The sequence below is a fragment of the Sandaracinobacteroides sayramensis genome, assembly GCF_022014495.1.
GTDB lineage: Bacteria > Pseudomonadota > Alphaproteobacteria > Sphingomonadales > Sphingomonadaceae > Sandaracinobacteroides > Sandaracinobacteroides sayramense.
In genome coordinates, this window is record NZ_JAKLSQ010000004.1 from 51,310 (window position 1) to 71,160 (window position 19,851).

Here is a 19,851-nt window from a genome sequence, read left to right on the forward strand (position 1 = left end):
TGGCGGGCAACAAGTTAATGGCATTTGCGAGCCATGCCGCGGCGAAAATCCCTGGCGGAAGCGGAAATCTCATCCGCGAGGGACGAGGTTGCGGTGGGCGCAAGGGTCGGAAACCTGCATGCCGAAACGGCTGGCGATCGCCGGACCGATGTTTGGACCCGGTGTTTCAGGACCCGGTGTTGTTGTGCGCCTTGGAGGATGGTTTTGACCGAGACGGCGAAGAACGGCCAGAGCACCGGCAGAGTTGAGGCCGCCTGGATTCCGCGAACGAAAGGGCAGGCCCGGCGATGATCTTCGGCAAGGACCGAGGCGGCAGGACCGCTGCCGGCACCCCTTCTGGCGACAGCCGCCTTCCATGGCGCCTGCCCGAGCGGGGCGGCTCGCAGGCGGCGCCGGCGGAGCGGGGCGCCACCCTGCCGCGCTTCGCGGTCGCGGCGACGGACGATCTGGGCGAAGCCGCGCAGGGGCTGGGCGACAATTCCCCCGCCCGCGCCCGGCTGGCGCTGGCGGACGCGCTTTCCGCCTCCCAGCCGGTCACCAGCCGCGAGCGCTTCGCCGGCCGGCACGACACGCTGGCCGCGCTGATCGCCGCGATCGAGCAGCAGCGCGCGCATGTGGTGCTGTATGGCGAGCGCGGGATCGGCAAGACCAGCCTCATCCATGTGTTCGCCGAAACCGCGCGCGAGGCGCGCTATCTGGTGCTCTACGGCAGTTGCGGGGTGGAGGCGCGCTTCGACGAGATGTTCCGCACCTTCGCCAGCGAGATTCCCCTGCTCTACCACAGCCAGATCTCGCCGACCGGCGACGAGACGGAGCATAACCGCAGCTTCGCCGACCTGCTGGGCGAAGGCCCGGTCGATCCGCGCGAACTGGCGGACCTGTTCCAGAGGATCGTCGGAACCCGGGTCATCATCGTCCTCGACGAATATGACCGGGTGGCGGATCCGGCGTTCCGGCGCGACGTCGCCGAACTCATCAAGAATCTCTCGGACCGCGCCGCCCGCGTGCAACTGGTGCTGACCGGCGTCGCTTCGAACCTCGACGAGCTGATCGGCTTCACGCCGTCCATCCGCCGCAACATTGTGGGGCTAGCGGTCGGCCCGATGGCCGAATCGGAACTGAGCGAAATCCTTTCCCGCGCCGAAGAAGCGACCGGGCTGACCTTCGCGGCGCCGGCGCGCGCCCTCATCCTGCGCATGGCGGGGGGCTCGCCCTATCTCGCGCGGCTTCTGGGGAATCGCGCCGCCGGGCGCGCGCTCGACGACCGCCGCACCAGCGTGACGGAGGCTGACGTGATCGCCGGCACCGAGGCCGTTCTGGTGGAATGGAACGCCGGCCTTCCAAGGCGGGTGCAGGCGCAACTGCAGCGCCCGGAAGTGCGTTCGGCCTGGAATGTGCTGATCGCGGCCTCGCGCGCGTCGGGCACGCCCGATGGCTGGTTCGGGGTGCATGACGTCGGCCTGGAAGGCGATATCGCCGATCCCGCAAAGGTGGAGTCGGTGCTGAGCGGCCTCACGGGCGAGATCGACCTCTTCGACCGCGAGGAGGCGGGCGACGGGCGGGAAGCGCGCTTCCGCTTCCGGACCCAGGGCGTGGCGCAGCTGCTCGGCCTTTCGGCCGCGCTGGCCAGGGCCGGGCGCTAGGCACAATCGGGCAGGGGCAGGGAAGCGATGGGGCAGATGTTCAAGGGCAAGGCACCGACGGGCGATGCGAGCGCGCGCCGCCTGCGGGCGCATGGTGCGCAGGAGATGGGCGAACCCCGCGCCTCCGTCATCATTCCGCATCTCAACACGCCCGAGCTGCTGGTGAAATGCCTGCAGGCGGTGGCGGCGCAGCGGCTGGACCATGGCTGGTTCGAGATCATCGTCGTCGACAATGGCTCGCGCGTGCCGCTGGACATCGTGGCGGCGGCCTGGCCGGGGGTGAAGTTCCTGATCGAGCGCGAGCCCGGCCCCGGCCCGGCGCGCAACCTCGGCGTGCGCAACGCCCGCGGGCGGGTGATGGCCTTCGTGGACGCCGACATCCGCGTCGACCGGGAATGGCTGCAGCGCGGCGTCTGGGCGGTTGAGAAGGATCCGTCGCGCCCCTATGGCGGCGATGTGCGCATCGATTTCAAGGACCCGCGCTATCCCACCGGCATCGAGGCGTTCGAAGCGGTCTTTTCCTTCCGCCAGAAGATGTACATCCGCCGCAAGGGATTCTCGGGCACGGGCAATCTGATGGTGGACCGCGAGCTCTGGCACCGCATCGGCCCGTTCGCCGGGATCGGCAAGGCCGAGGACCGGGACTGGGGGATGCGCGCGGCGGCGCTGGGGGCGCAGACGCGCTATGTGCCGCGGATGATCGTGTTCCACCCCGCGCGGATGAACATGGACGAGGTGTCCGGCCGCTGGGGGCGGATCATCGCACATGATTTCACAAAGCACATCTCGTCTGGAAAACCTATGCTGCTATGGAAGATGCGGGCATGGGCTGTGATGGCGTCGGCGCTTGTGCATTCGCCGCAGCTTCTGCTCTCGTCGCGCGTTCCGACCCTTGGGGCCAGGTTTCGCGGGCTTGGGGTTCTGTTTGAAACGAGACGGTATCGCTTTATGAAGATGCGCTCGATCGCGCGCGAGGGGCATCTCGAAACGGCCATGCAGTGGAACCGAACCTCATGACGACTCCCGGGACCGAACAGAGGGAAGCAAGCGAGATGGCGACAGAGCCGACGCCCAATGCCGAAGCCCGCCAGCCGACAGGCGCGCCGGCAAGTGTCGCGGAAGCGCCCGCGCAGGGGCTGCCGGGCAGCAGCATCGAGCCGCATGCGCTGGTGGGGGAGAATCGCCCGCGGCTGGCGGTGATCGTCATCAACTGGAACCGCTGGGCCGACTCGCTCGAATGCCTGGAATCGCTGATGCGGACGGACCAGCCGGTGCGCATCGTGCTGATCGACAACGCCTCCGCCGACGATTCGCTGGAGCGCATCCGGGCGTGGGCCTCGGGCGCGGAAAGCTGGGAATCGCCGGCGGGGCCGCTCGGCCGGCTGACCCGCCCGCCGCTTCGCAAGCCGATCCCGATTCGCGAGCTGACCGACGAGGAGGCGCTGACCGCACGCCCGGGGCAGGAACTGCTGACGATCATCCGCTCCAGCGAGAATCGCGGCTTCGCCGGCGGCAACAACCTCGCCATGCGCCATGCCCTCAATGACCCGGCGGTCGCCTATTGCTGGTGCCTCAACAACGACACCGTGGTGGAGCCGGATGCCCCGCGCGCCCTCCTCGCCCGCATGGACGCGACCCACAAGGTCGGCATGTGCGGCACGCAGGTGCGCTTCTACCACCGGCCGGGCACCTGGCAGCAGCTGAACGGCTCGCGCTTCAAGCTGATGACCGGCCAGAGCCACGGCATCGGCGCGAACGTGCCCGTCACCCGGCCCTTCGATCCGAAGAAGGTCGCGCTGGATACCGACTTCGTGCTGGGCGCCTCGCTCGCCGTCAGCCGCGCCTTCCTGGAGACGGTCGGCTTCATGGAGGAAAGCTATTTCCTCTATTTCGAGGAAATGGACTGGTCGGTCCGGAACCGGGGGCGATTCGCCATCGCCTTCGCCCATGGCGCCATCGTTTACCACAAGGAGGGCGGGTCGATCGGCTCGTCCGGCAAGCGCGGGCAGCGGTCGGAAACGGCGGAATATTATCTGCTGCGCAGCCGGTTGAAATTCTATCGTCGCAATTTCCCGCTCTTGTGGCCGATGCAATATCCGCTGGGGATGTGGCAGATGACGAAGCGGCTGCTCCGGCGCCAGCCCGCCAAGGCCAAGGCGATGATGCGGGCGTTGCTGGGCATGTCGCGGGGCTGAGACCCGGCCCGGATGACGGACGGAGACAGCGGAGACGATCAAGAAGAAGAAGAACCAAGAAGAAGAAGACCAACCGAAACTCGAGCCAGGGACATCCAGGACATGATGAAGCAACCATTCGCATTTCTTCCCCCCGCCGCCCGCCCCATCCTGCTGCTGAGCGTCGCCGCGCTGGCGCTGGCCGGCTGCGAGAAGCTGGGAATCGGCGGCAAGGGCGACAGCAAGCCGACCGGCCCGGTCGTCGCCAAGCTGGACGGCGAGGAGATCACCGCGCTGGAGGTGAACGCCGAGCTTCAGGGCACCAACATCCCGCCGACCATGACCCGGCGCGATGCGGAGAAGGTGGCGCTGAACAACATCATCACCCGGCGCATGCTTTCCAAATCCTCGGCCGAGCGCGGGCTGGACAAAAAGCCCGAATTCTTCCTGCAGCAGCGGCGCATGGAAGAGCAGTTGAAGGTGCAGGCGCTGGCGCGCGACATCGCCTCCAAGGTGGTGGCGCCGACCCGCGACGAAGCCGACAAGTTCATGCAGGAGAACCCCTTCCTGTTCGCCGAGCGGAAATTCTTCATCCTGGACCAGATCCAGTTCCTGCGCCCCGACAATATCGCGCAGCTGGGCTTCGAGGACGCGAAGACGATGGCGGAAGTGGAAGCCATCCTGAACGCGAACAAGATCCCCTTCCGCCGGCAGCCGGCCTCGCTCGATTCGCTGGGCGCCAACCCCACTTTCGTGAAGGAAGTGACGAAGGTTCTGCAGACCAACCCGAACGAGCTGTTCATGTTCGCCAGCCGGCCGCAGGGCGCGCCCGCCCCGGTGGTGCTGGTGAACCAGGTGAAGGAATCGCGGCTGCAGCCCTTCACCGGCGACAAGGCGCGGGAATATGCCACCAACTATCTGCGCAACGAGCGGATCCAGAACGCGCTGAAGGCCGAAGTGGAAAAGCAGCAGAAGTCGCAGCAGGAGCGCGTGGTGTTCCAGCCCGGCTGGGAGCCGACGCCGCAGAAGCAGCCGGTGGACGCGAAGGCGGTGGCCGGCAAGGTTCCGCCCTCTTCCAACCCGGCGCCCACGCCGCTGGAGCTTCCCGCCAGCGGCAGCAGGGAGCTGGAAACCGATCATCTGGCGCCGCCGGTTGATGCGGCAGTGGACGCCCCGGCCGTCTGACAGGCAGGGCATGGGAACGGTGGCTGGCCGAAGCCCCGGCCGGCCGCCTGTTTCCGCGAACGATTAACCATTTCACGAAAATGTCTGCTTCAAGGAGATAACGGGCGGTCATGACGCGGCGACTCTCCATCGGCCTGCTGTGGCATAGCGACAGCAGCGGCAACCTCGGCGTGGGCGCGCTGACCGTGGGCAATATGGCGCTGGTGAAGCGCGCCGCCGACCGCGCGGGCGTGGACGTGGAAATGCGCCTGTTCCGCCCCGGCGACAAGGCGCCGAGCTATGTGGCGGACGGACTGGCCAGCCGGCACGACATCACCGGCAAGTTCATGGCTTCGCCGGGCGGCTATTGGGCGGCGCTGAAGCCGCTGGACCTGATGCTGGATATCGGCGCGGGCGACAGCTTCGCCGACATCTACCCGGACAAGCGCTTCGCCTATATGATGGCGACCAAGGAGCTTTGCCTGTGGCGCGGCATCCCGCTGGTGTTTTCGCCGCAGACGATCGGCCCCTTCAGCCGCCAGCCGCACACGAGGCTTGCCGGGCGGGTGATGGAAAAGGCCCGCGCCGTGTTCGCGCGCGACCCGATGAGCTTCGAGGCGATCGGCAAGCTGGCGCCGCGCGCGCATGCGAAACAGGCGATCGACGTGGCCTTCGCCCTGCCCTTCACGCCGGCGGCCAAGGGGCCGGGCGTGCGGGCGGGGGTGAATGTGTCGGGCCTGCTCTATTCCGGCGGCTATGGCGGGCAGAACGACTATGGCCTCACCATCGACTATCGGGCGCTGACGGAGCGGCTGATCGAAGGGCTTTTGCAGCGCGGAGCGCGGGTGGAGCTGATCTCGCATGTGACGACGCCGATGGCGCGCGACGACGATCTGCGCGCAGCCGAAGCCATTCACGCGAAATACCCTGAAACGCTGGTGGTGCCCGCCTTTGCGTCGCCGTCGGCTGCGAAATCCTATATTTCCGGGCTGGATTTCCTTGTGGCGGCGCGGATGCACGCCTCGATCGCCGCCTGGTCGTCCGGCGTGGCGGTGCTGCCGGTCAGCTACAGCCGCAAGTTCGAAGGGCTTTACAAGGCGCTGGACTATCCCTGGCTGATCCCCGCCAAGGGCTTTTCCACCGACGATGCGCTGGCGAAGGCGCTGGACGCCTTCGAACGGCGCGCGGAACTCCAGGCCGACATCGGCCGGGGGAAGAAGGCCGTGGAAGACGGCCTTGAAACCTATGTCAGTTATCTTGCGGGGCTGTTCGACGAGCTGGCGCGATGACCGCCGCGCTTCCGCCGACCTTGCAGCGGGTGCTGAAGGGCAAGTCCTGCGCGGGCTGCGGCCTGTGCGCCGGGCTGGACCCGGCGATCGGCATGACGCGCGATGCGAAAGGCTGGAAGCGGCCCGTGGCGCTGGGCACCCCGGCGCCGGGAACCGATGCGCTGCTGGCCAAGGTCTGCCCCGGGGCCACCATTTCCCCCTGGACGCTGAGCGACGCGCCGGAAACCCACCCCTTCTGGGGCCCGCATGTGCGGGTGCTGACGGGCAATTCGACCGACGCGGAAATCCGCCACACCGCCTCCTCGGGCGGGGCGCTTTCGTCCCTTGCGTTGCATCTGCTGCGGACCGGCGCGGTGAACCGGGTGCTGCATGTGGGCATGAACCCCGAGAAGCCGCTGGAGACGCTGATCACCCGCTCGGCCGACCGGGACGACATATTGGCGACCGCCGGCTCCCGCTATGCGCCGGTGTCGCCGCTGGAAACGCTGCGGACCGAACTGGAAGCGCCGGGCAACATCCTCTTCATCGGCAAGCCCTGCGATGTGGGCGCGATGCGGCAGTTGATGCAGGCCGATCCGGCCGTCGCCGCGCGCATTCCCTATCTTCTGTCCTTCTTCTGCGCCGGCACGCCCAGCCAGGACGGCACCGACCGGATCGTGCGCAAGCTGGGCTTCGAGCCGGAGGAAGTGGCGCATTTCCGCTACCGCGGCGACGGCTGGCCGGGTTTCGCCACGGCGGAAACGGCGGACGGGCGGCGCGCGCGGATCAGCTATGCCGCGAGCTGGGGCGATATTCTTTCGAAGGAAGTGCAGTTCCGCTGCAAGATCTGCCCCGATGGCGTGGGCGGCGCAGCGGATGTGGCGGCGGCCGACGCCTGGTATGGCGGCGAGACCGGCTACCCCGAATTCGAGGAGGCGGACGGCCGCTCGCTGATCCTGACCCGCACGCGGAAGGGCGACGCGCTGGTGGCGGCGGCGGAAGCGGCCGGGGCGCTTTCGACCGAGCCGCTGGCTATCGGCGAGATCCGGCTGATGCAGCCCTCTCAGGCCAATCGCCGGCGGCTGCTGGCCTCGCGGTTGGCGGCGATGGCGGTGACGCTGATGCCGCGCCCGAATATGCAGGGCCTGCACCTTGGCGAGGCCCGCAGGCAGGCGCGGGCGCGGGAGGAAGCGAAATCCTTCGTCGGCACGGTGCGGCGGATCGTGACGGGCCGGATTTAAGCACGGATTCAGGAACAGGGCGGCTTTAGGAGCATGGAATGACGAAGCGCAGAGGCATCATCCTGGCGGGCGGATCGGGAACGCGGCTTTACCCGCTGACCAGGCCCGTGTCGAAGCAGCTGATGCCGGTCTATGACAAGCCGATGATCTATTACCCGCTCTCCGTTCTGATGCTGGCGGGCATAAGGGAAATATTGATCATCACCACCCCGGCCGACCAGGCCGCCTTCAAAGGGCTGCTGGAAGACGGCAGCCAGTGGGGGCTTTCCATCCAATATGCCGTGCAGCCCGAGCCCAAGGGGCTGGCGCAGGCCTATCAGATCGGCGCGAAATTCGTGGGCGACGACCCGTCCGCGCTGATCCTGGGGGACAATATCTATTACGGCCACGGCCTGCCGGAACTGCTGGCGCGGGCGAATGCGCGCGAAAGCGGCGCCACCGTGTTCGGCTATTGGGTGAAGGACCCGCAGGCCTATGGCGTCGTCAGCTTCGACTCCGACGGCCGGGCCGAGACCATCGAGGAGAAGCCGGCGAATCCGAAGAGCAATTTCGCCGTGACCGGCCTCTATTTCTACGACGGCCGCGCCTGCGAATATGCCGACCGCATCCAGCCTTCGCCGCGCGGCGAGCTGGAGATCACCGACATCAACCGCCTCTATCTGGAAGCCGGCGAGCTGAATGTGGAGCTGATGGGCCGGGGCTTCGCCTGGCTCGACACCGGCACCCATGGCAGCCTGCTGGACGCCGCGCTCTATGTGCGGATCATGGAGGAGCGGCAGGGCCTGAAGATCTGCTGCCCCGAGGAGATCGCCTGGCGGCAGGGCTTCATCGATGGCGAGGGGCTGAAGCGCGTGGCCGAGCCGCTCCGGAAATCCGGCTATGGCGAATATCTGCTGGCGCAGCTGGAGCGCGGGCAATGAAGGTGGAAGCGCTCGCCATTCCGGACGTGAAGCTGCTGACTCCGCGCGCCTTCGGCGACGATCGCGGCTTCTTCCTGGAAAGCTACAACGCCCGGGTGTTCGAGGAAGCCGGCCTGCCGACCGAGTGGCGGCAGGACAACCACAGCCGCTCGGTGCGCGGCGTGCTGCGCGGGCTGCATTACCAGCTCGTCGAGCCGCAGGGGAAGCTGGTGCGGGTGACGCGCGGCGTCGTGTTCGACGTGGCGGTGGACATCCGCCGTTCCTCCCCCAGCTTCGGCAAATGGGTGGGCGCGGAGCTTTCCGACAGCAACTACGCCATGCTCTATGTGCCGCCGGGCTTCGCCCATGGCTTCCTCGTGCTCTCGGACGTGGCGGACTTCTGCTACAAATGCACGACGCTCTGGCATCAGGCTTCCGACCGCTCGCTGCGTTTCGACGATCCGGCGATCGGCATCGACTGGCCTCTGGACGGCATCGCCCCGCAACTGGCCGCCAAGGATGCGGCGGCCCCCCTGCTGGCGGAAGCGGAGACATTCGCATGAAAATCCTGATCGCGGGCGCCGCCGGGCAATTGGGCCGGGCCTTGCAGGCGACGGCCCCGGCCGGCGCGGAAATCGTCGCCCCGCCGGAAGCGGAGTTCGACATATTGAACCCCGCGCAGGTGGCCGCCGTGGTCTCCGCCGCCCGGCCCGACCTATTGGTGAACGCCGCCGCCTACACCGCCGTCGACAAGGCCGAGGGCGACTACGACACGGCGCTGGCGGTGAACGCCACCGCCGCCGCCGGGCTGGCGAAGGCGGCAGCCGACGCCGGCGCCCGCTTCGCCCATGTCTCGACCGACTTCGTGTTCGACGGGCTGAGCCCGACGCCCTATCCGCCCGACGCCACGCCGGCGCCGATCGGTGCCTATGGCGAAACCAAGCTGAAGGGCGAGGAGCAGGTGCGCGCCGCCCACCCGGACGCGCTGATCGTGCGGACGGCCTGGGTCTATGCGGCCGAGGGCAATAATTTCGTCCGCACCATGCTGCGGCTGATGCGCGAGCGGCCGGAAATCCGCGTGGTGGCCGACCAGATCGGCAGCCCGACGCACGCCGCCTCGCTCGCCCGCGCCATCTGGGCGCTGGACGCGGCCGGGGCCAGCGGTCTCTACCACTGGACCGACGCCGGGGTGGCGAGCTGGTACGATTTCGCCGTCGCCATTCGCGATGAGGCACTGGCAATCGGGCTGCTGAGCGCCCATGTGCCGGTTGTGCCGATCCGGACCAGCGACTATCCGACACCTGCGAAGCGCCCTCATATGAGCGTGCTCGACAAGACATCGAGCTGGGCCGTGACCGGGCCGGCGGCGCACTGGCGCGAGGAATTGCGCCTTGCGCTGAAGGAAATGAAGGAACTGACCTGATGGCATCGCTTCTGGTGACGGGGGGAGCCGGCTTCATCGGCTCCAATTTCGTGGCGCACTGGACCGCCACGCATCCGAACGACCGGGTGACGGTGCTGGACCTTCTGACCTATGCCGGAAACCGCGCCAATCTGGACGGCCAGCCGGCCGAGCTGGTGGTGGGCGACATCCGCGACGAGGCGCTGGTGTCCGAGCTGATCGACAGCCGCCAAGTGGACACCATCGTCCATTTCGCCGCCGAAAGCCATGTCGACCGCTCGATCCTGGGGCCTGACGCCTTCATCGAAACCAATGTGCTGGGCACGCATGCGCTGCTGAAGGCCGCCCGCAAAGCCTGGGTGGATGGCGGCAAGCCGCACCGCTTCCACCATGTCTCGACCGACGAGGTCTATGGCACGCTCGGCCCGAGCGACCCCGCCTTCCGCGAGGACACGCCCTATGCGCCGAACTCGCCCTATTCCGCCTCCAAGGCGGCGTCGGACCATCTGGTGCGGGCCTATCACCACACCTATGGCCTCACCACCACGACTTCCAACTGCTCGAACAATTACGGGCCGTTCCACTTCCCCGAGAAGCTGATCCCGCTGTTCATCCTGAACACGCTGCACGGGCGCAGCCTGCCCATCTATGGCGACGGCATGCAGGTGCGCGACTGGCTGCATGTGGAAGACCATTGCCGGGGGATCGCCGCCGTCATCCAGCATGGCCGCCCGGGCGAGACCTACAATATCGGCGGCGGCGCCGAGCTTCCGAACATCCGCGTCATCGACACGCTCTGCGCCGAGGTGGACAAGCTGTTCGCCGCCGATTCTGCGCTTGCCGAACGCTTCCCCGACGCGCCGGCCGCCAGCGGCAAGCCCTCTTCCAGCCTGAAGACCTTCGTGACCGACCGCCCTGGCCATGACCGGCGCTATGCGATCGACTGCCACAAGGCGACGGCGGAACTCGGCTATGAACCGAAGCACAGCTTCGAGAGCGGGCTTGCCCAGACGCTGCGCTGGTATCTCGACCATGAAGACTGGTGGCGGGGAATCCTCGACGGCAGCTATCGGCAATGGGTCGAAACCAATTACGGAGGCCGCCAGACGGCCGCCGGATGAAGCTCGACCCCCGCCTCTCCCGGCTGATCGGCTGGGTGCGGGTCCACCAGACCTGGCTTACCCTGGCCTTCATGGCCGTGGTGATCGGTGTCGCCGGTTTCGCGCTGTCGCAGATACTGAAGGAAGTGAAGGTGGACGATATCCGCGCCGCCTTCGGCCGGATCACGCCGCATCAGGTGCTGCTATCGATCGGGCTGACCGCCCTCTCCTTCGTGGTGCTGAGCTTCTACGATGTGCTGGGGCTGAAGGCGATCGGCAAGCCGCAGCCCTATTGGCGGGCGCTGCTGGGCAGCTTCACCGCCTATAACCTCAGCCACAATCTGGGATTCGCGCCGATCACCGGCGGCGCGGCGCGCTGGCGGGCCTATCGCGGCACCAATCTCGACGCGGCGGACATCGCCCGGGTGGTGGTGATCGCCGGAGTCACCTTCTGGCTGGGCATCTTCCTGCTGCTTGGGATTTTCCTGGTCGCCTTTCCGGGCGCGCTTCGCGTGCACGACGCCACCATGTCGTTCGGGATGCAGGCGGGGATCGGCACCGCCATCCTCGTCGCCATCGCCGGCTATCTGATCGCCTGCGCCCGGCAGACGGGGCCGCTCAACATCCTCGGCTGGACGCTGCCGGTGCCCACCTTGAAGCAGGCGCTGATCCAGTTCGGGCTGGCCGCGACCGACATCGCCATCGCCAGCGCCGCGCTGCTGGCGCTGCTGCCGCCCGAGACCTGGCACCATTATCCGGATTTCCTCGTCGCCTATGTGGTGGCGGTGGTGGTGGCCTTGCTGACGCATGCGCCGGGCGGAATCGGCGTGTTCGAGGCGGTGATCCTGGTGACGCTGCCGGAGGTGGACAAGCCCTCGCTCGTCTCCGCCCTGATCCTCTACCGGCTGATCTATTATTGGGCGCCGCTGCTGCTGGCGCTGATCTTCCTGGGGCTGAACGAGATGAGGATGCTGGGCAAGCCCCCTGTTCAGCCGCCAGACAGGGACGAGCGGATAGCCAGCAGGGACACCCTCTGACCCCTTGGCCGGGCACCCGCGCAGCCTTTGACGGCTGCGAAAGCTCCGGCCGCCAGGCGCAGGCTTTGCCTGCGCCTTTTTCTTTTGACACATGCAGACTTTGGCAAGGCGTCAGTCTGAACCGAAGCTAACACTTCGTCACCCCGGGCTTGACCCGGGGTCCAGCTTTCTCCCTCAGGCGTTTGGGCAGAGAAAAGATGGACCCCGGGTCAAGCCCGGGGTGACGGGAAATTTGGGACGATGGCTGGCCGCAAATCCGAACCGGCNAGGGCGCGGGCTTTCGGCAGGTCACCTTCTCAGGCGAGCAGGGCGCGCAGCATCCAGGCGGTCTTTTCATGCACCTGCATGCGCTGCGTCAGCAGGTCGGCGGTCGCTTCGTCGGACGCGGCGTCGGCGTGCGGGAACATTTCGCGCGCGGTGCGAACCACCGTCGCCTGGTCGGCCGCCAGTTGCGCGATCATTTCCGGCGCGGTGGGAATGCCGTCGGCTTCCTTCACCGTCGAAAGCCGGGCGAACTCGCCATAGGTGCCGGGCGCATAGGCGCCCAGTGCGCGGATGCGCTCGGCGATCACGTCCACCGCGTCGGCCAGTTCGGTATATTGCGCCTCGAACATCAGGTGCAGCGTGTTGAACTGCGGGCCGGTGACGTTCCAGTGGAAATTATGCGTCTTCAGATAGAGTGTGTAGGTGTCGGCGAGTAGGCGCGACAGACCGGCGGTGATCTGGTCGAGCTGCGCGGCCGGAATGCCGATGTCCAGCGCGGCGGCGCTGGGGACCGCCTTCAGGGGCTTTTTCGCGCTTTCCTTCTTGGCTGACTTGCTGGCCATGACATGCTCCTCTTCTTTTTTCGGAAATGCTCCCAGTCGAAATGGGAACAGGTGGTGAAAGTTCCATCCAGGGTTCCGCTGGCACGGCCTTTTATCGCACGTCGAACGCGGTGACGGAACTGCCGGTCGCACGGCAATCCATGGTCATCTGCTGGCTGTGCTCGGGCCAGGTGCCGGTCAGCCGGGCGAGGATCAGCCAGCCCTGGCCGGAACGCTCCGCCCGGTCGATCGAGTCCAGCCGAACCGCCGTGCCGCCGGTGCTGCCCACCTGCCGCGCCGCTTCCTTCAGGCAGGCCTCGCCGGACGTGCGCGCGTCGGACGGGAATTTGTTGAGATCGGCCGTCAGCTTCGCGTTGCCGGACGCGGCGGAGGCGGAGCGGCTGTTGCTGCTCTTCCCCGCGGCCGCCAGCAGCGCGATCAATCCGGCCGCCAGCGCCACGCCGCCGATCACCGCGCCGGTGTCCGACCCGCCGCCGCCGCCCGAGGTGTCGCCGCTGACATTGCCATAGCCGTAGCCGAAGCGCGCCTGGCAGCCATTGTCCACCCAGATGCCGCTGCGGTCATAGCCCCAGCTGCGGCCGCGCGTGCAGCTGGACGAGGAGAATTGCCGCAGCATCTCCACCCGGTTCTGGGTGTTGACCGAGCAGCGGCGGTAGCGGTTGTCGTTCGAGCGGCACTCCGTCTGGCCGGCGAAACCGCTGTTGTTGTTCCAGCCGCCGTTGTTCCAGTCGTCCCCGCCGCTGTTGCCATAGCCGTAGCCGAAGCGGGCCTGGCAGCCGTTGCGCACGATGATGCTGTTCTGGGTGTAGCGCCAGGTCGAGCCTTCGATGCAGCGCGCGCTGCTGTATTGCTGCAGCATCACCACGCGGTTGCGCGTGGTGGCCGGGCAGGTCTGCTGGCGGTTGTCGCGGCTGCGGCAGGTGATTTCGCCGGCGAAGCCGCTGCCCTGCCCGCCACCGTTGCCGCCCCCGTTCCAGCCGCCGCCCGAATAGCTGACGACTTCGAACGTGCCGCCGCAGCCGTTCGACACCCAGAGGTCGTTGCCGCGCCGGCCCCAAGTGCTGCCTTCGCGGCAGCGGCCGCTGCGATCCGGCCCGACGAAGGAAACCGACTGGGTGTTGGGCGGCAGATCGCATGTGCGCGTGCCGCTGTTGCCCGACGCGCAGTTGATCCGCATCGTGTTGCGGCCGCCCTGCGCCAGCGCCGGGGCGGCGCCGAAGGCAAGGGCGATCGGGGCGAGGGCGATGGGGGCGAGCGCGGGAAGCGGCAGAGGGGCCATTTGCGCCACCGCGACGGCCGCCGCCACACCCAGGTTCAAGCTCTTGCTATGCGCCGGCATTCCAATTCCTTTGGCAAGGTCATTCGTTCCGGCCCAGAATAGGCCATGGGCAAAAGCCGTCCAACCCGATTCTGCGCCCCCGGTTGAGGCGAAACGCCGGGACGGCTAACGAGACGCGATCGAGCGGCCTTGGCGGGCTGCCCCAGGAGACAGGAATTTGGACGTTTTTCAGCGGTTCGAGGCAGTGGTCGCCGACCAAGTTGCGGCGCTTGTGGCGGAAGGGACGATTCCGGCCGAGGCGGCGGGCGCGGCGATCGTGCTGGAGCCCCCGCGCGACGCCAGCCATGGCGACCTTGCCACCAACGCCGCGCTGGCGCTGGCGAAGCCCGCCCGCATGAACCCGCGCGAGCTGGCGACGCTGATCGGCCTGAAGCTGGCGCGCCACCCGGAGATCGCCACGGCCGAGGTCGCCGGCCCCGGCTTCATCAACCTGACGCTGGAGGAAGGCGTCTGGCGCTCCGAACTGGCGCGAATCCTTTCCGAGGGGCCCGATTACGGCCGGGGCGAAGCGGCGATCGAGACGCTGCCGGTGAATGTGGAATATGTCTCCGCCAACCCGACCGGGCCGATGCACATGGGGCATTGCCGCGGCGCGGTGGTGGGCGACGCGCTGGCCAGCCTGCTGGCCTTTGCCGGGCACCAGGTGACGCGCGAATATTATGTGAACGACGCCGGCGGGCAGGTGGATGTGCTCGCCCGCTCGGCGCATCTGCGGTACCGTGAGGCGCTGGGCGAAGCCATCGAGATTCCCGAAGGGCTCTACCCCGGCGACTATCTGCAGCCGGTGGGCAAGGCGCTGGCGGCCGAATTCGGCGACCGCTATGCGGCCGCCCCCGAAAGCGAATGGCTGGTGCCGTTCCGCGCCCGCGCCGTCGCCGCGATGATGGAGATGATCCGCGGCGACCTCGCGCTGCTGGGGATCCACCACGACATCTTCTCGTCGGAAGCCGCGCTTCTCGCCTCCGGCGCGCCGCAGCGGGCCGAGGCGGAATTGCGCGCCCGCGACCTGATCTACGACGGCGTGCTGCCGCCGCCCAAGGGCGAGACGCCGGACGACTGGGAGCCGGTGGAACTGCCGCTGTTCCGCTCGACCGCCTATGGCGACGACATCGACCGGCCGATCCGCAAGTCGAACGGGCAATGGACCTATTTCGGCAACGACATGGCCTATCACGCCGAAAAGGCGCGGCGCTCCTCCGCCCTCGTCAACATCTGGGGCGCCGACCATGCTGGCACGGTGAAGCGGATCGAGGCGGCGGTCGAGGCGCTGACCCATGGCGAGAAACGGCTGGACGTGAAGCTGGTGCAGATGGTGCGCCTGTTCCGTGGCGGTGAGCCGGTGAAGATGTCGAAGCGCGCCGGCAATTTCGTGACGCTGGCCGATGTGGTGCGGGAAGTGGGGCGCGACGTGGTGCGCTTCATGATGCTGACCAAGCGCCCGGAGGCCATGCTGGACTTCGACTTCGCGCATGTGGTGGAGCAGTCGCGCGAGAATCCGGTCTTCTATGTGCATTACGCCCATGCGCGCATTTCCTCGGTGCTGAGGAAGGCCTCCGAACTGGCGCTGCCGGTGCCCGAGCTTTCGCGGCTGGACGCCGACGAGCTGGGGCTGGCGAAGCTGGCGGCGCAATGGCCGCGCCTGGTGCGGCAGGCCGCCGCCGCCCGCGAGCCGCACCGAATCGCCTTCTACCTCGCCGATCTGGCGGGCGGTTTCCACAGCCTGTGGAACCGGGGCAACGACGACCCCGCCTTCCGCCTGCTGCGCGAGGACGACCCGCAGCTGACCGCCGCCCGGCTGGAGCTGGCGCGGGCGGTGGCGCAGGTGATCCGCACCGCGCTTTCGGTGATGGGCGTGACCGCCGCCGAGGAGCTTCGCTGATGGCGAAGCAGCCCTCCGGAAGGGGCGGGCCTTCGCCGCGCGCCGACGCCACGCGGCGCGGGCGCGGCTGGGAGGATGAGGCGCCCGCGCCGCGCAACCGCAGGCCGGCCGAGCCGGAGCCCTGGCTGGACGAGGGCGAATATGAAGAGGACGAGGCCCGGGTCCACACGCTGATCGGGCGGCGGATGCTGTTCGGCCTGCTGTTCCTGCTGGGCGTGCTGACGATCGGTGTGGTGGTGGGCATCCTGCTGGTGTCGAAGCGCGAAAGCGCGCCGATCGACGTGCCCGGGGTGGGCGAGGCGGTGCCGGTGCTGACTTCGCCCGGCCCGTGGAAGGTGCCGCCGAGCGGTCCGGATGTGGATGGCGTTCCGGTCGAGGGCCAGGGCCAGGTGCTGTTCGGAACCGGCGACGGCCGGGAAACGGAAGCGAGGATCGCGCTCGATTCGCTGCCGGAAGACCCGCTGCCCCGGCCGGTCGGCGAGATCGTCGAGGAAGGCGTGCCGGTCAGCAACGAGATTCCGCTCGAAGCCCCGCCCGTGGTGGAGCCCGCGCCCGTTCCGGCGCCGCCGCCGGCAAGGCCGAAGGCCTCCGACACGGTGGTGCCCAAGGAGGCGCCGGTGAAGAAGCCGGTGACCCCCAAGGTCATCTATCCGCCCGAGCCGGCGGAAAAGCCTGCCTCCGGCGGCGGTGGACAGGTGCTGCAACTGGGCGCCTTCTCCAGCGAGGCCCGGGCGCGCACGGCCTTCAAGGAATTGTCGGGTCGCTATGCCTATCTTTCCGGGATGGAGCCGCACATCGTGCCGGTGGCGAGCGACGGAAAGACGCTCTACCGCCTGCGCGCCACCGCCGCCAGCCCGGCGGACGCGCGGAACATCTGCGGCCGGCTGAAGGTGGCGGGCGAGGCCTGTTCGGTGGTGAATTAGGTCGGGGATTCATATTCCCTTCGTCACCCCGGGCTTGACCCGGGGTCCAGCTTTCCCACCAGCGTGGGGAAAAAGCGGGATCCCGGGTCAAGCCCGGGATGACGGAAACATATCCATTACTTGTATGAGTTTTGAACCTGGAGCACTCGGACGCGGAAGCGCCCGCCACCCGCTTCCAGCAAGGCCCAGCCGCGTTCGGCGCAGAGGGCCGGGATGTCGCGTTCGGCCGCCGGGTCGTCGGCGCGCAGCTCATAGTCCCCCGCCCCGCCCTCGCGCACGGCGCGGGCCAGCCGCAAGGCCGGCAGCGGGCATCTGAGGCCGCGCGCCTCCACCGGCGCCTTGATGGTTCGTGGCTGCATCCCGGCAGGCCATAGACCGGAAACCGCGTGCGGGGGAATGAAATCGCCCCGGAAGGCCGACGCCCGGCCTATGTGACGCCGGCGCGATTGACCGTGGCGAAAGGCGCGGCCAGAGGAGAAGACCATGAGCCAGGAACAGCTTCTTCTCCTCGCCGGCCTGCTGCTGCTTGCACTGGCCGTTTTCGTGGCCTTCCGCCTGATCGGCCGAGCGAAAGCCGCGCCGCCGCCGGTCGAGGTGGCCGAACAGGCGCCTCCCCCCGCCGCCGCGCCGCCCCTCGCACCGGCCGCCGACACCCCCTCCCCCTTCCTGCCGGCGCCCGAGGGCGAGGCGGACGACCTTTCCCGCATCAAGGGGATCGGCCCCAAATTGTCGGCGCGCCTGAAGGAGCTTGGGGTGTTCCATTACCGGCAGATCGCCGGCTGGACGCCCGAGCAGATGGCGCTGGTGGATTCCGAACTCGGCCAGTTCCAGGGCCGGCCCGAGCGGGACCAGTGGCAATCGCAGGCACGCCTCCTCGCCTCGGGCGATGTGAAGGCCTATGAACGCGCGCACGGCAAGCTGGGGCCGGACAAACCAGGCCCGGGCGACGCGACCGGCGGCGGCGCTTGACGGGGGCCGAGGGCGCCCCTTCCATCCCGCGCGGGCCGCTCGCCTTCATCCTGCTGACCGTCCTGATGGACGTGATCGGTTTCGGCCTCATCGTGCCGGTGCTGCCGACGCTGGTGTCCGAACTCGGGCATGTGGGCCTGAGCGACGCCGCCGGGATCGGCGGCTGGATCATCATGTCCTACGCCTTGGCGCAGTTCATCTTCTCGCCCGTGCTCGGCGGCCTGTCGGACGCCTACGGGCGGCGGCCGGTGCTGCTGATCTCCATGGGCGGCTTCGCCGTCAACATGCTGATCACCGCGTTTGCGCCCGTGCTGTGGCTGTTGTTCGTCGGCCGGATCCTTGCCGGGATCACCGGCGCCAGCATCGCCACCGCCAACGCCTATATCGCCGACATCACCCCGCCGCAGCGGCGGGCGCAGACCTTCGGCCTGCTGGGCGTGGCCTTCGGGCTGGGCTTCGCGCTGGGGCCGGCCATCGGCGGACTGATCGGCGCCCTGGACCCGCGTTGGCCCTTCCTGGTGGCGGCCGCCATGGCGGGCTGCAACATGCTGATGGGCATCTTCCTGCTGCCCGAAAGCCTGCCGCCCGAACGCCGCCGGCCGTTCGACTGGCGGCGCGCCAATCTGGTGGGCAGCCTGCGCCAGCTGGGGCGGCTGGGCGGCAAGCTCAGGCGGCTGGCGCTGGTCTATTTCCTGTGGATGCTGGCGCTGCAATCGCTGCACGGAATCTGGAGCTACATCGCCGCCTATCGCTATGGCTGGACTCCGTTCGGGATCGGCCTTTCGCTGACCTTCGTCGGTGTGCTGGCGATCCTGGTGAACGGGCTTTTCGTGCGCCGCAGCGTGAAATGGCTGGGGGAATGGCGCACGGCGCTGCTGGGCATCGCCGGCGGCACGCTGGCCTATATCGTCTATTTCTTCGCCGACCGGCCGGAACTGGCCTATGCCGGCCTGACGATCGGCGCCATCGGCGGGCTGACGGTGCCGGCCTTGCAGGCGCTGATGACGGAAAATGCGCCACCCAACGCCCAGGGCGAGCTTCAGGGCGCGCTCGCCACGCTGTCGTCGCTCACCATCATATTGGGGCCGCTGCTGTTCGCCCGGGTGTTCACGCATTTCTCCGGCGAGGATGCCGCCGTCCACGCGCCGGGCATGCCGTTCCTGCTGTCCGTGCTGCTGGCCAGCGCCGCGCTTCTGCTGCTGCTGTGGAACCGGCCCGGGCGGGAGAGGCTGGCCGAGTGAGGAAAGCGCCGCCCGTTTCCCGGCGCGAGCTGGTCGTGCTGGGCGGGTTGCTCGGCGCCGGCGCCCTTGGCCTGACCGCCCTGCGGCGAACGCAGCCCATCGGCCTCGTCGTCGAGGACAGCCCCGTGCTCGCCCGCGCGCTGGCGGAGCCGGGGCCGGAGGGCGGCAATCCGGAGGGCGGCGTCACCCTGATCGTCTTCACCGATTTCAACTGCGGCGCCTGCCGCCGCGCCCATCCCGAGATGCTGCGGGCGGTGGAAGCCGACGGCGATGTGAAGCTGCGTTTCCTCGACTGGCCGATCTTCGGAGACGACAGCCGCTCCGCCGCGCGCGCGGCGATCGCGGCGGACGCGCAGGGGCTTTACCTGCCCGTCCATTCCGCGCTGATGCAAGGCGGACGGGCGGACGGGCCGGCGGCGGAAGCGGCGCTGGAAGCCGCCGGCGGCGATGTCGAGGCATTGCGCGCGGCGCTGGAACGCGAAGGCGCGCGGATCGAGGGGCAGTTGAGCCGCAACGCCGTCCACGCCTTCGCGCTGGGGCTGGGCGGCACGCCGGGGCATTTGGCGGGGCGCGTGCTGGTGCGCGGCGCCGTGCCCGAAAGGGATTTCCGCCGCGCCATCGAGCGAGCGCGGAAGCTCGCCTAGGTCTTCCCTTCGTTACCCCGGGCCTGACCCGGGGTCCGGCTTTCTTCCTAGAGCGCAGCGCCGGCAGAAAAGCTGGCCCCCGGGTCAAGCCCGGGGTGACG

Annotated in this window: 19 protein-coding genes; 16 read left to right on the forward strand and 3 right to left on the reverse strand. The window is 68.4% G+C overall.

Features of this window, described 5'->3' with window-relative positions:
• The first annotated feature begins 287 nt into the window (after window positions 1-287).
• The 11 genes from L6Q21_RS04485 to L6Q21_RS04535 all read left to right on the forward strand — a co-directional run bounded on the left by L6Q21_RS04485 (window position 288) and on the right by L6Q21_RS04535 (window position 11,928).
• Window positions 288-1,643, forward strand: coding sequence for an AAA family ATPase (locus L6Q21_RS04485; RefSeq protein WP_237829393.1), 1,356 nt, complete (start codon window positions 288-290; stop codon window positions 1,641-1,643).
• A gap of 27 nt (window positions 1,644-1,670) precedes the next feature.
• Window positions 1,671-2,660 carry a glycosyltransferase family 2 protein gene (locus tag L6Q21_RS04490; protein ID WP_237829396.1) on the forward strand — a complete coding sequence of 330 codons (990 nt, stop codon included), beginning with the start codon at window positions 1,671-1,673 and terminating at the stop codon, window positions 2,658-2,660.
• 35 nt (window positions 2,661-2,695) lie between these two features.
• Window positions 2,696-3,838, forward strand: a complete 1,143-nt coding sequence (locus L6Q21_RS04495; protein WP_237829397.1) for a glycosyltransferase family 2 protein — start codon at window positions 2,696-2,698, stop codon at window positions 3,836-3,838.
• A gap of 102 nt (window positions 3,839-3,940) precedes the next feature.
• Window positions 3,941-5,002 carry a hypothetical protein gene (locus L6Q21_RS04500; protein WP_237829399.1) on the forward strand — a complete coding sequence of 354 codons (1,062 nt, stop codon included), beginning with the start codon at window positions 3,941-3,943 and terminating at the stop codon, window positions 5,000-5,002.
• Window positions 5,003-5,112: 110 nt separating this feature from the next.
• Window positions 5,113-6,270, forward strand: a complete 1,158-nt coding sequence (locus L6Q21_RS04505) for a polysaccharide pyruvyl transferase family protein (RefSeq protein WP_237829401.1) — start codon at window positions 5,113-5,115, stop codon at window positions 6,268-6,270.
• Window positions 6,267-7,490, forward strand: coding sequence for a Coenzyme F420 hydrogenase/dehydrogenase, beta subunit C-terminal domain (locus L6Q21_RS04510; protein ID WP_237829402.1), 1,224 nt, complete (start codon window positions 6,267-6,269; stop codon window positions 7,488-7,490). Before L6Q21_RS04505 ends, L6Q21_RS04510 begins: the two co-directional genes overlap by 4 nt.
• A gap of 38 nt (window positions 7,491-7,528) precedes the next feature.
• Complete coding sequence (rfbA, locus tag L6Q21_RS04515; RefSeq protein WP_237829403.1) at window positions 7,529-8,410, forward strand: glucose-1-phosphate thymidylyltransferase RfbA; 882 nt, start codon at window positions 7,529-7,531, stop codon at window positions 8,408-8,410.
• A complete protein-coding gene (rfbC, locus tag L6Q21_RS04520; RefSeq protein WP_237829404.1) occupies window positions 8,407-8,952 on the forward strand; it encodes a dTDP-4-dehydrorhamnose 3,5-epimerase in 546 nt (181 codons plus the stop codon). The genes rfbA and rfbC overlap by 4 nt, the downstream gene beginning before the upstream one ends.
• A complete protein-coding gene (rfbD, locus tag L6Q21_RS04525) occupies window positions 8,949-9,812 on the forward strand; it encodes a dTDP-4-dehydrorhamnose reductase (RefSeq protein WP_237829406.1) in 864 nt (287 codons plus the stop codon). Before rfbC ends, rfbD begins: the two co-directional genes overlap by 4 nt.
• Window positions 9,812-10,912: a dTDP-glucose 4,6-dehydratase gene (rfbB, locus tag L6Q21_RS04530; RefSeq protein ID WP_237829407.1), complete on the forward strand. Its 1,101-nt coding sequence runs from the start codon at window positions 9,812-9,814 to the stop codon at window positions 10,910-10,912. The genes rfbD and rfbB overlap by 1 nt, the downstream gene beginning before the upstream one ends.
• Complete coding sequence (locus tag L6Q21_RS04535; protein WP_237829411.1) at window positions 10,909-11,928, forward strand: lysylphosphatidylglycerol synthase domain-containing protein; 1,020 nt, start codon at window positions 10,909-10,911, stop codon at window positions 11,926-11,928. The genes rfbB and L6Q21_RS04535 overlap by 4 nt, the downstream gene beginning before the upstream one ends.
• A gap of 296 nt (window positions 11,929-12,224) precedes the next feature.
• Here the strand turns inward: L6Q21_RS04535 and L6Q21_RS04540 are convergent, their stop codons facing one another.
• The gene (locus L6Q21_RS04540) at window positions 12,225-12,755 is read right to left on the reverse strand and encodes a Dps family protein (protein WP_237829414.1); all 531 of its coding nucleotides are present in this window, start codon (window positions 12,753-12,755) and stop codon (window positions 12,225-12,227) included.
• 91 nt (window positions 12,756-12,846) lie between these two features.
• Entirely contained in the window at window positions 12,847-14,094 is a 1,248-nt protein-coding gene (locus L6Q21_RS04545) for a DUF3011 domain-containing protein (protein ID WP_237829417.1), read from the reverse strand.
• Window positions 14,095-14,251: 157 nt separating this feature from the next.
• Between L6Q21_RS04545 and argS the strand changes: the two genes are divergently transcribed.
• Together argS and L6Q21_RS04555 are read left to right on the forward strand one after the other, a co-directional pair.
• Complete coding sequence (gene argS, locus L6Q21_RS04550) at window positions 14,252-15,973, forward strand: arginine--tRNA ligase (RefSeq protein ID WP_237829418.1); 1,722 nt, start codon at window positions 14,252-14,254, stop codon at window positions 15,971-15,973.
• Window positions 15,973-16,896 carry an SPOR domain-containing protein gene (locus L6Q21_RS04555; protein ID WP_237829419.1) on the forward strand — a complete coding sequence of 308 codons (924 nt, stop codon included), beginning with the start codon at window positions 15,973-15,975 and terminating at the stop codon, window positions 16,894-16,896. The genes argS and L6Q21_RS04555 overlap by 1 nt, the downstream gene beginning before the upstream one ends.
• Window positions 16,897-17,012: 116 nt before the next feature.
• Here L6Q21_RS04555 and L6Q21_RS04560 read toward each other — a convergent pair whose 3' ends face one another.
• Window positions 17,013-17,255: a sulfurtransferase TusA family protein gene (locus tag L6Q21_RS04560; protein WP_237829420.1), complete on the reverse strand. Its 243-nt coding sequence runs from the start codon at window positions 17,253-17,255 to the stop codon at window positions 17,013-17,015.
• A gap of 124 nt (window positions 17,256-17,379) precedes the next feature.
• Between L6Q21_RS04560 and L6Q21_RS04565 the strand changes: the two genes are divergently transcribed.
• From L6Q21_RS04565 to L6Q21_RS04575, 3 genes are read left to right on the forward strand one after another with little or no spacing between them, the layout of a single operon-like run.
• Window positions 17,380-17,865: a hypothetical protein gene (locus L6Q21_RS04565; RefSeq protein ID WP_237829421.1), complete on the forward strand. Its 486-nt coding sequence runs from the start codon at window positions 17,380-17,382 to the stop codon at window positions 17,863-17,865.
• Entirely contained in the window at window positions 17,862-19,106 is a 1,245-nt protein-coding gene (locus tag L6Q21_RS04570) for a TCR/Tet family MFS transporter (RefSeq protein WP_237829423.1), read from the forward strand. Before L6Q21_RS04565 ends, L6Q21_RS04570 begins: the two co-directional genes overlap by 4 nt.
• Entirely contained in the window at window positions 19,103-19,750 is a 648-nt protein-coding gene (locus L6Q21_RS04575; protein WP_237829425.1) for a DsbA family protein, read from the forward strand. Before L6Q21_RS04570 ends, L6Q21_RS04575 begins: the two co-directional genes overlap by 4 nt.
• Window positions 19,751-19,851 lie beyond the last annotated feature (101 nt).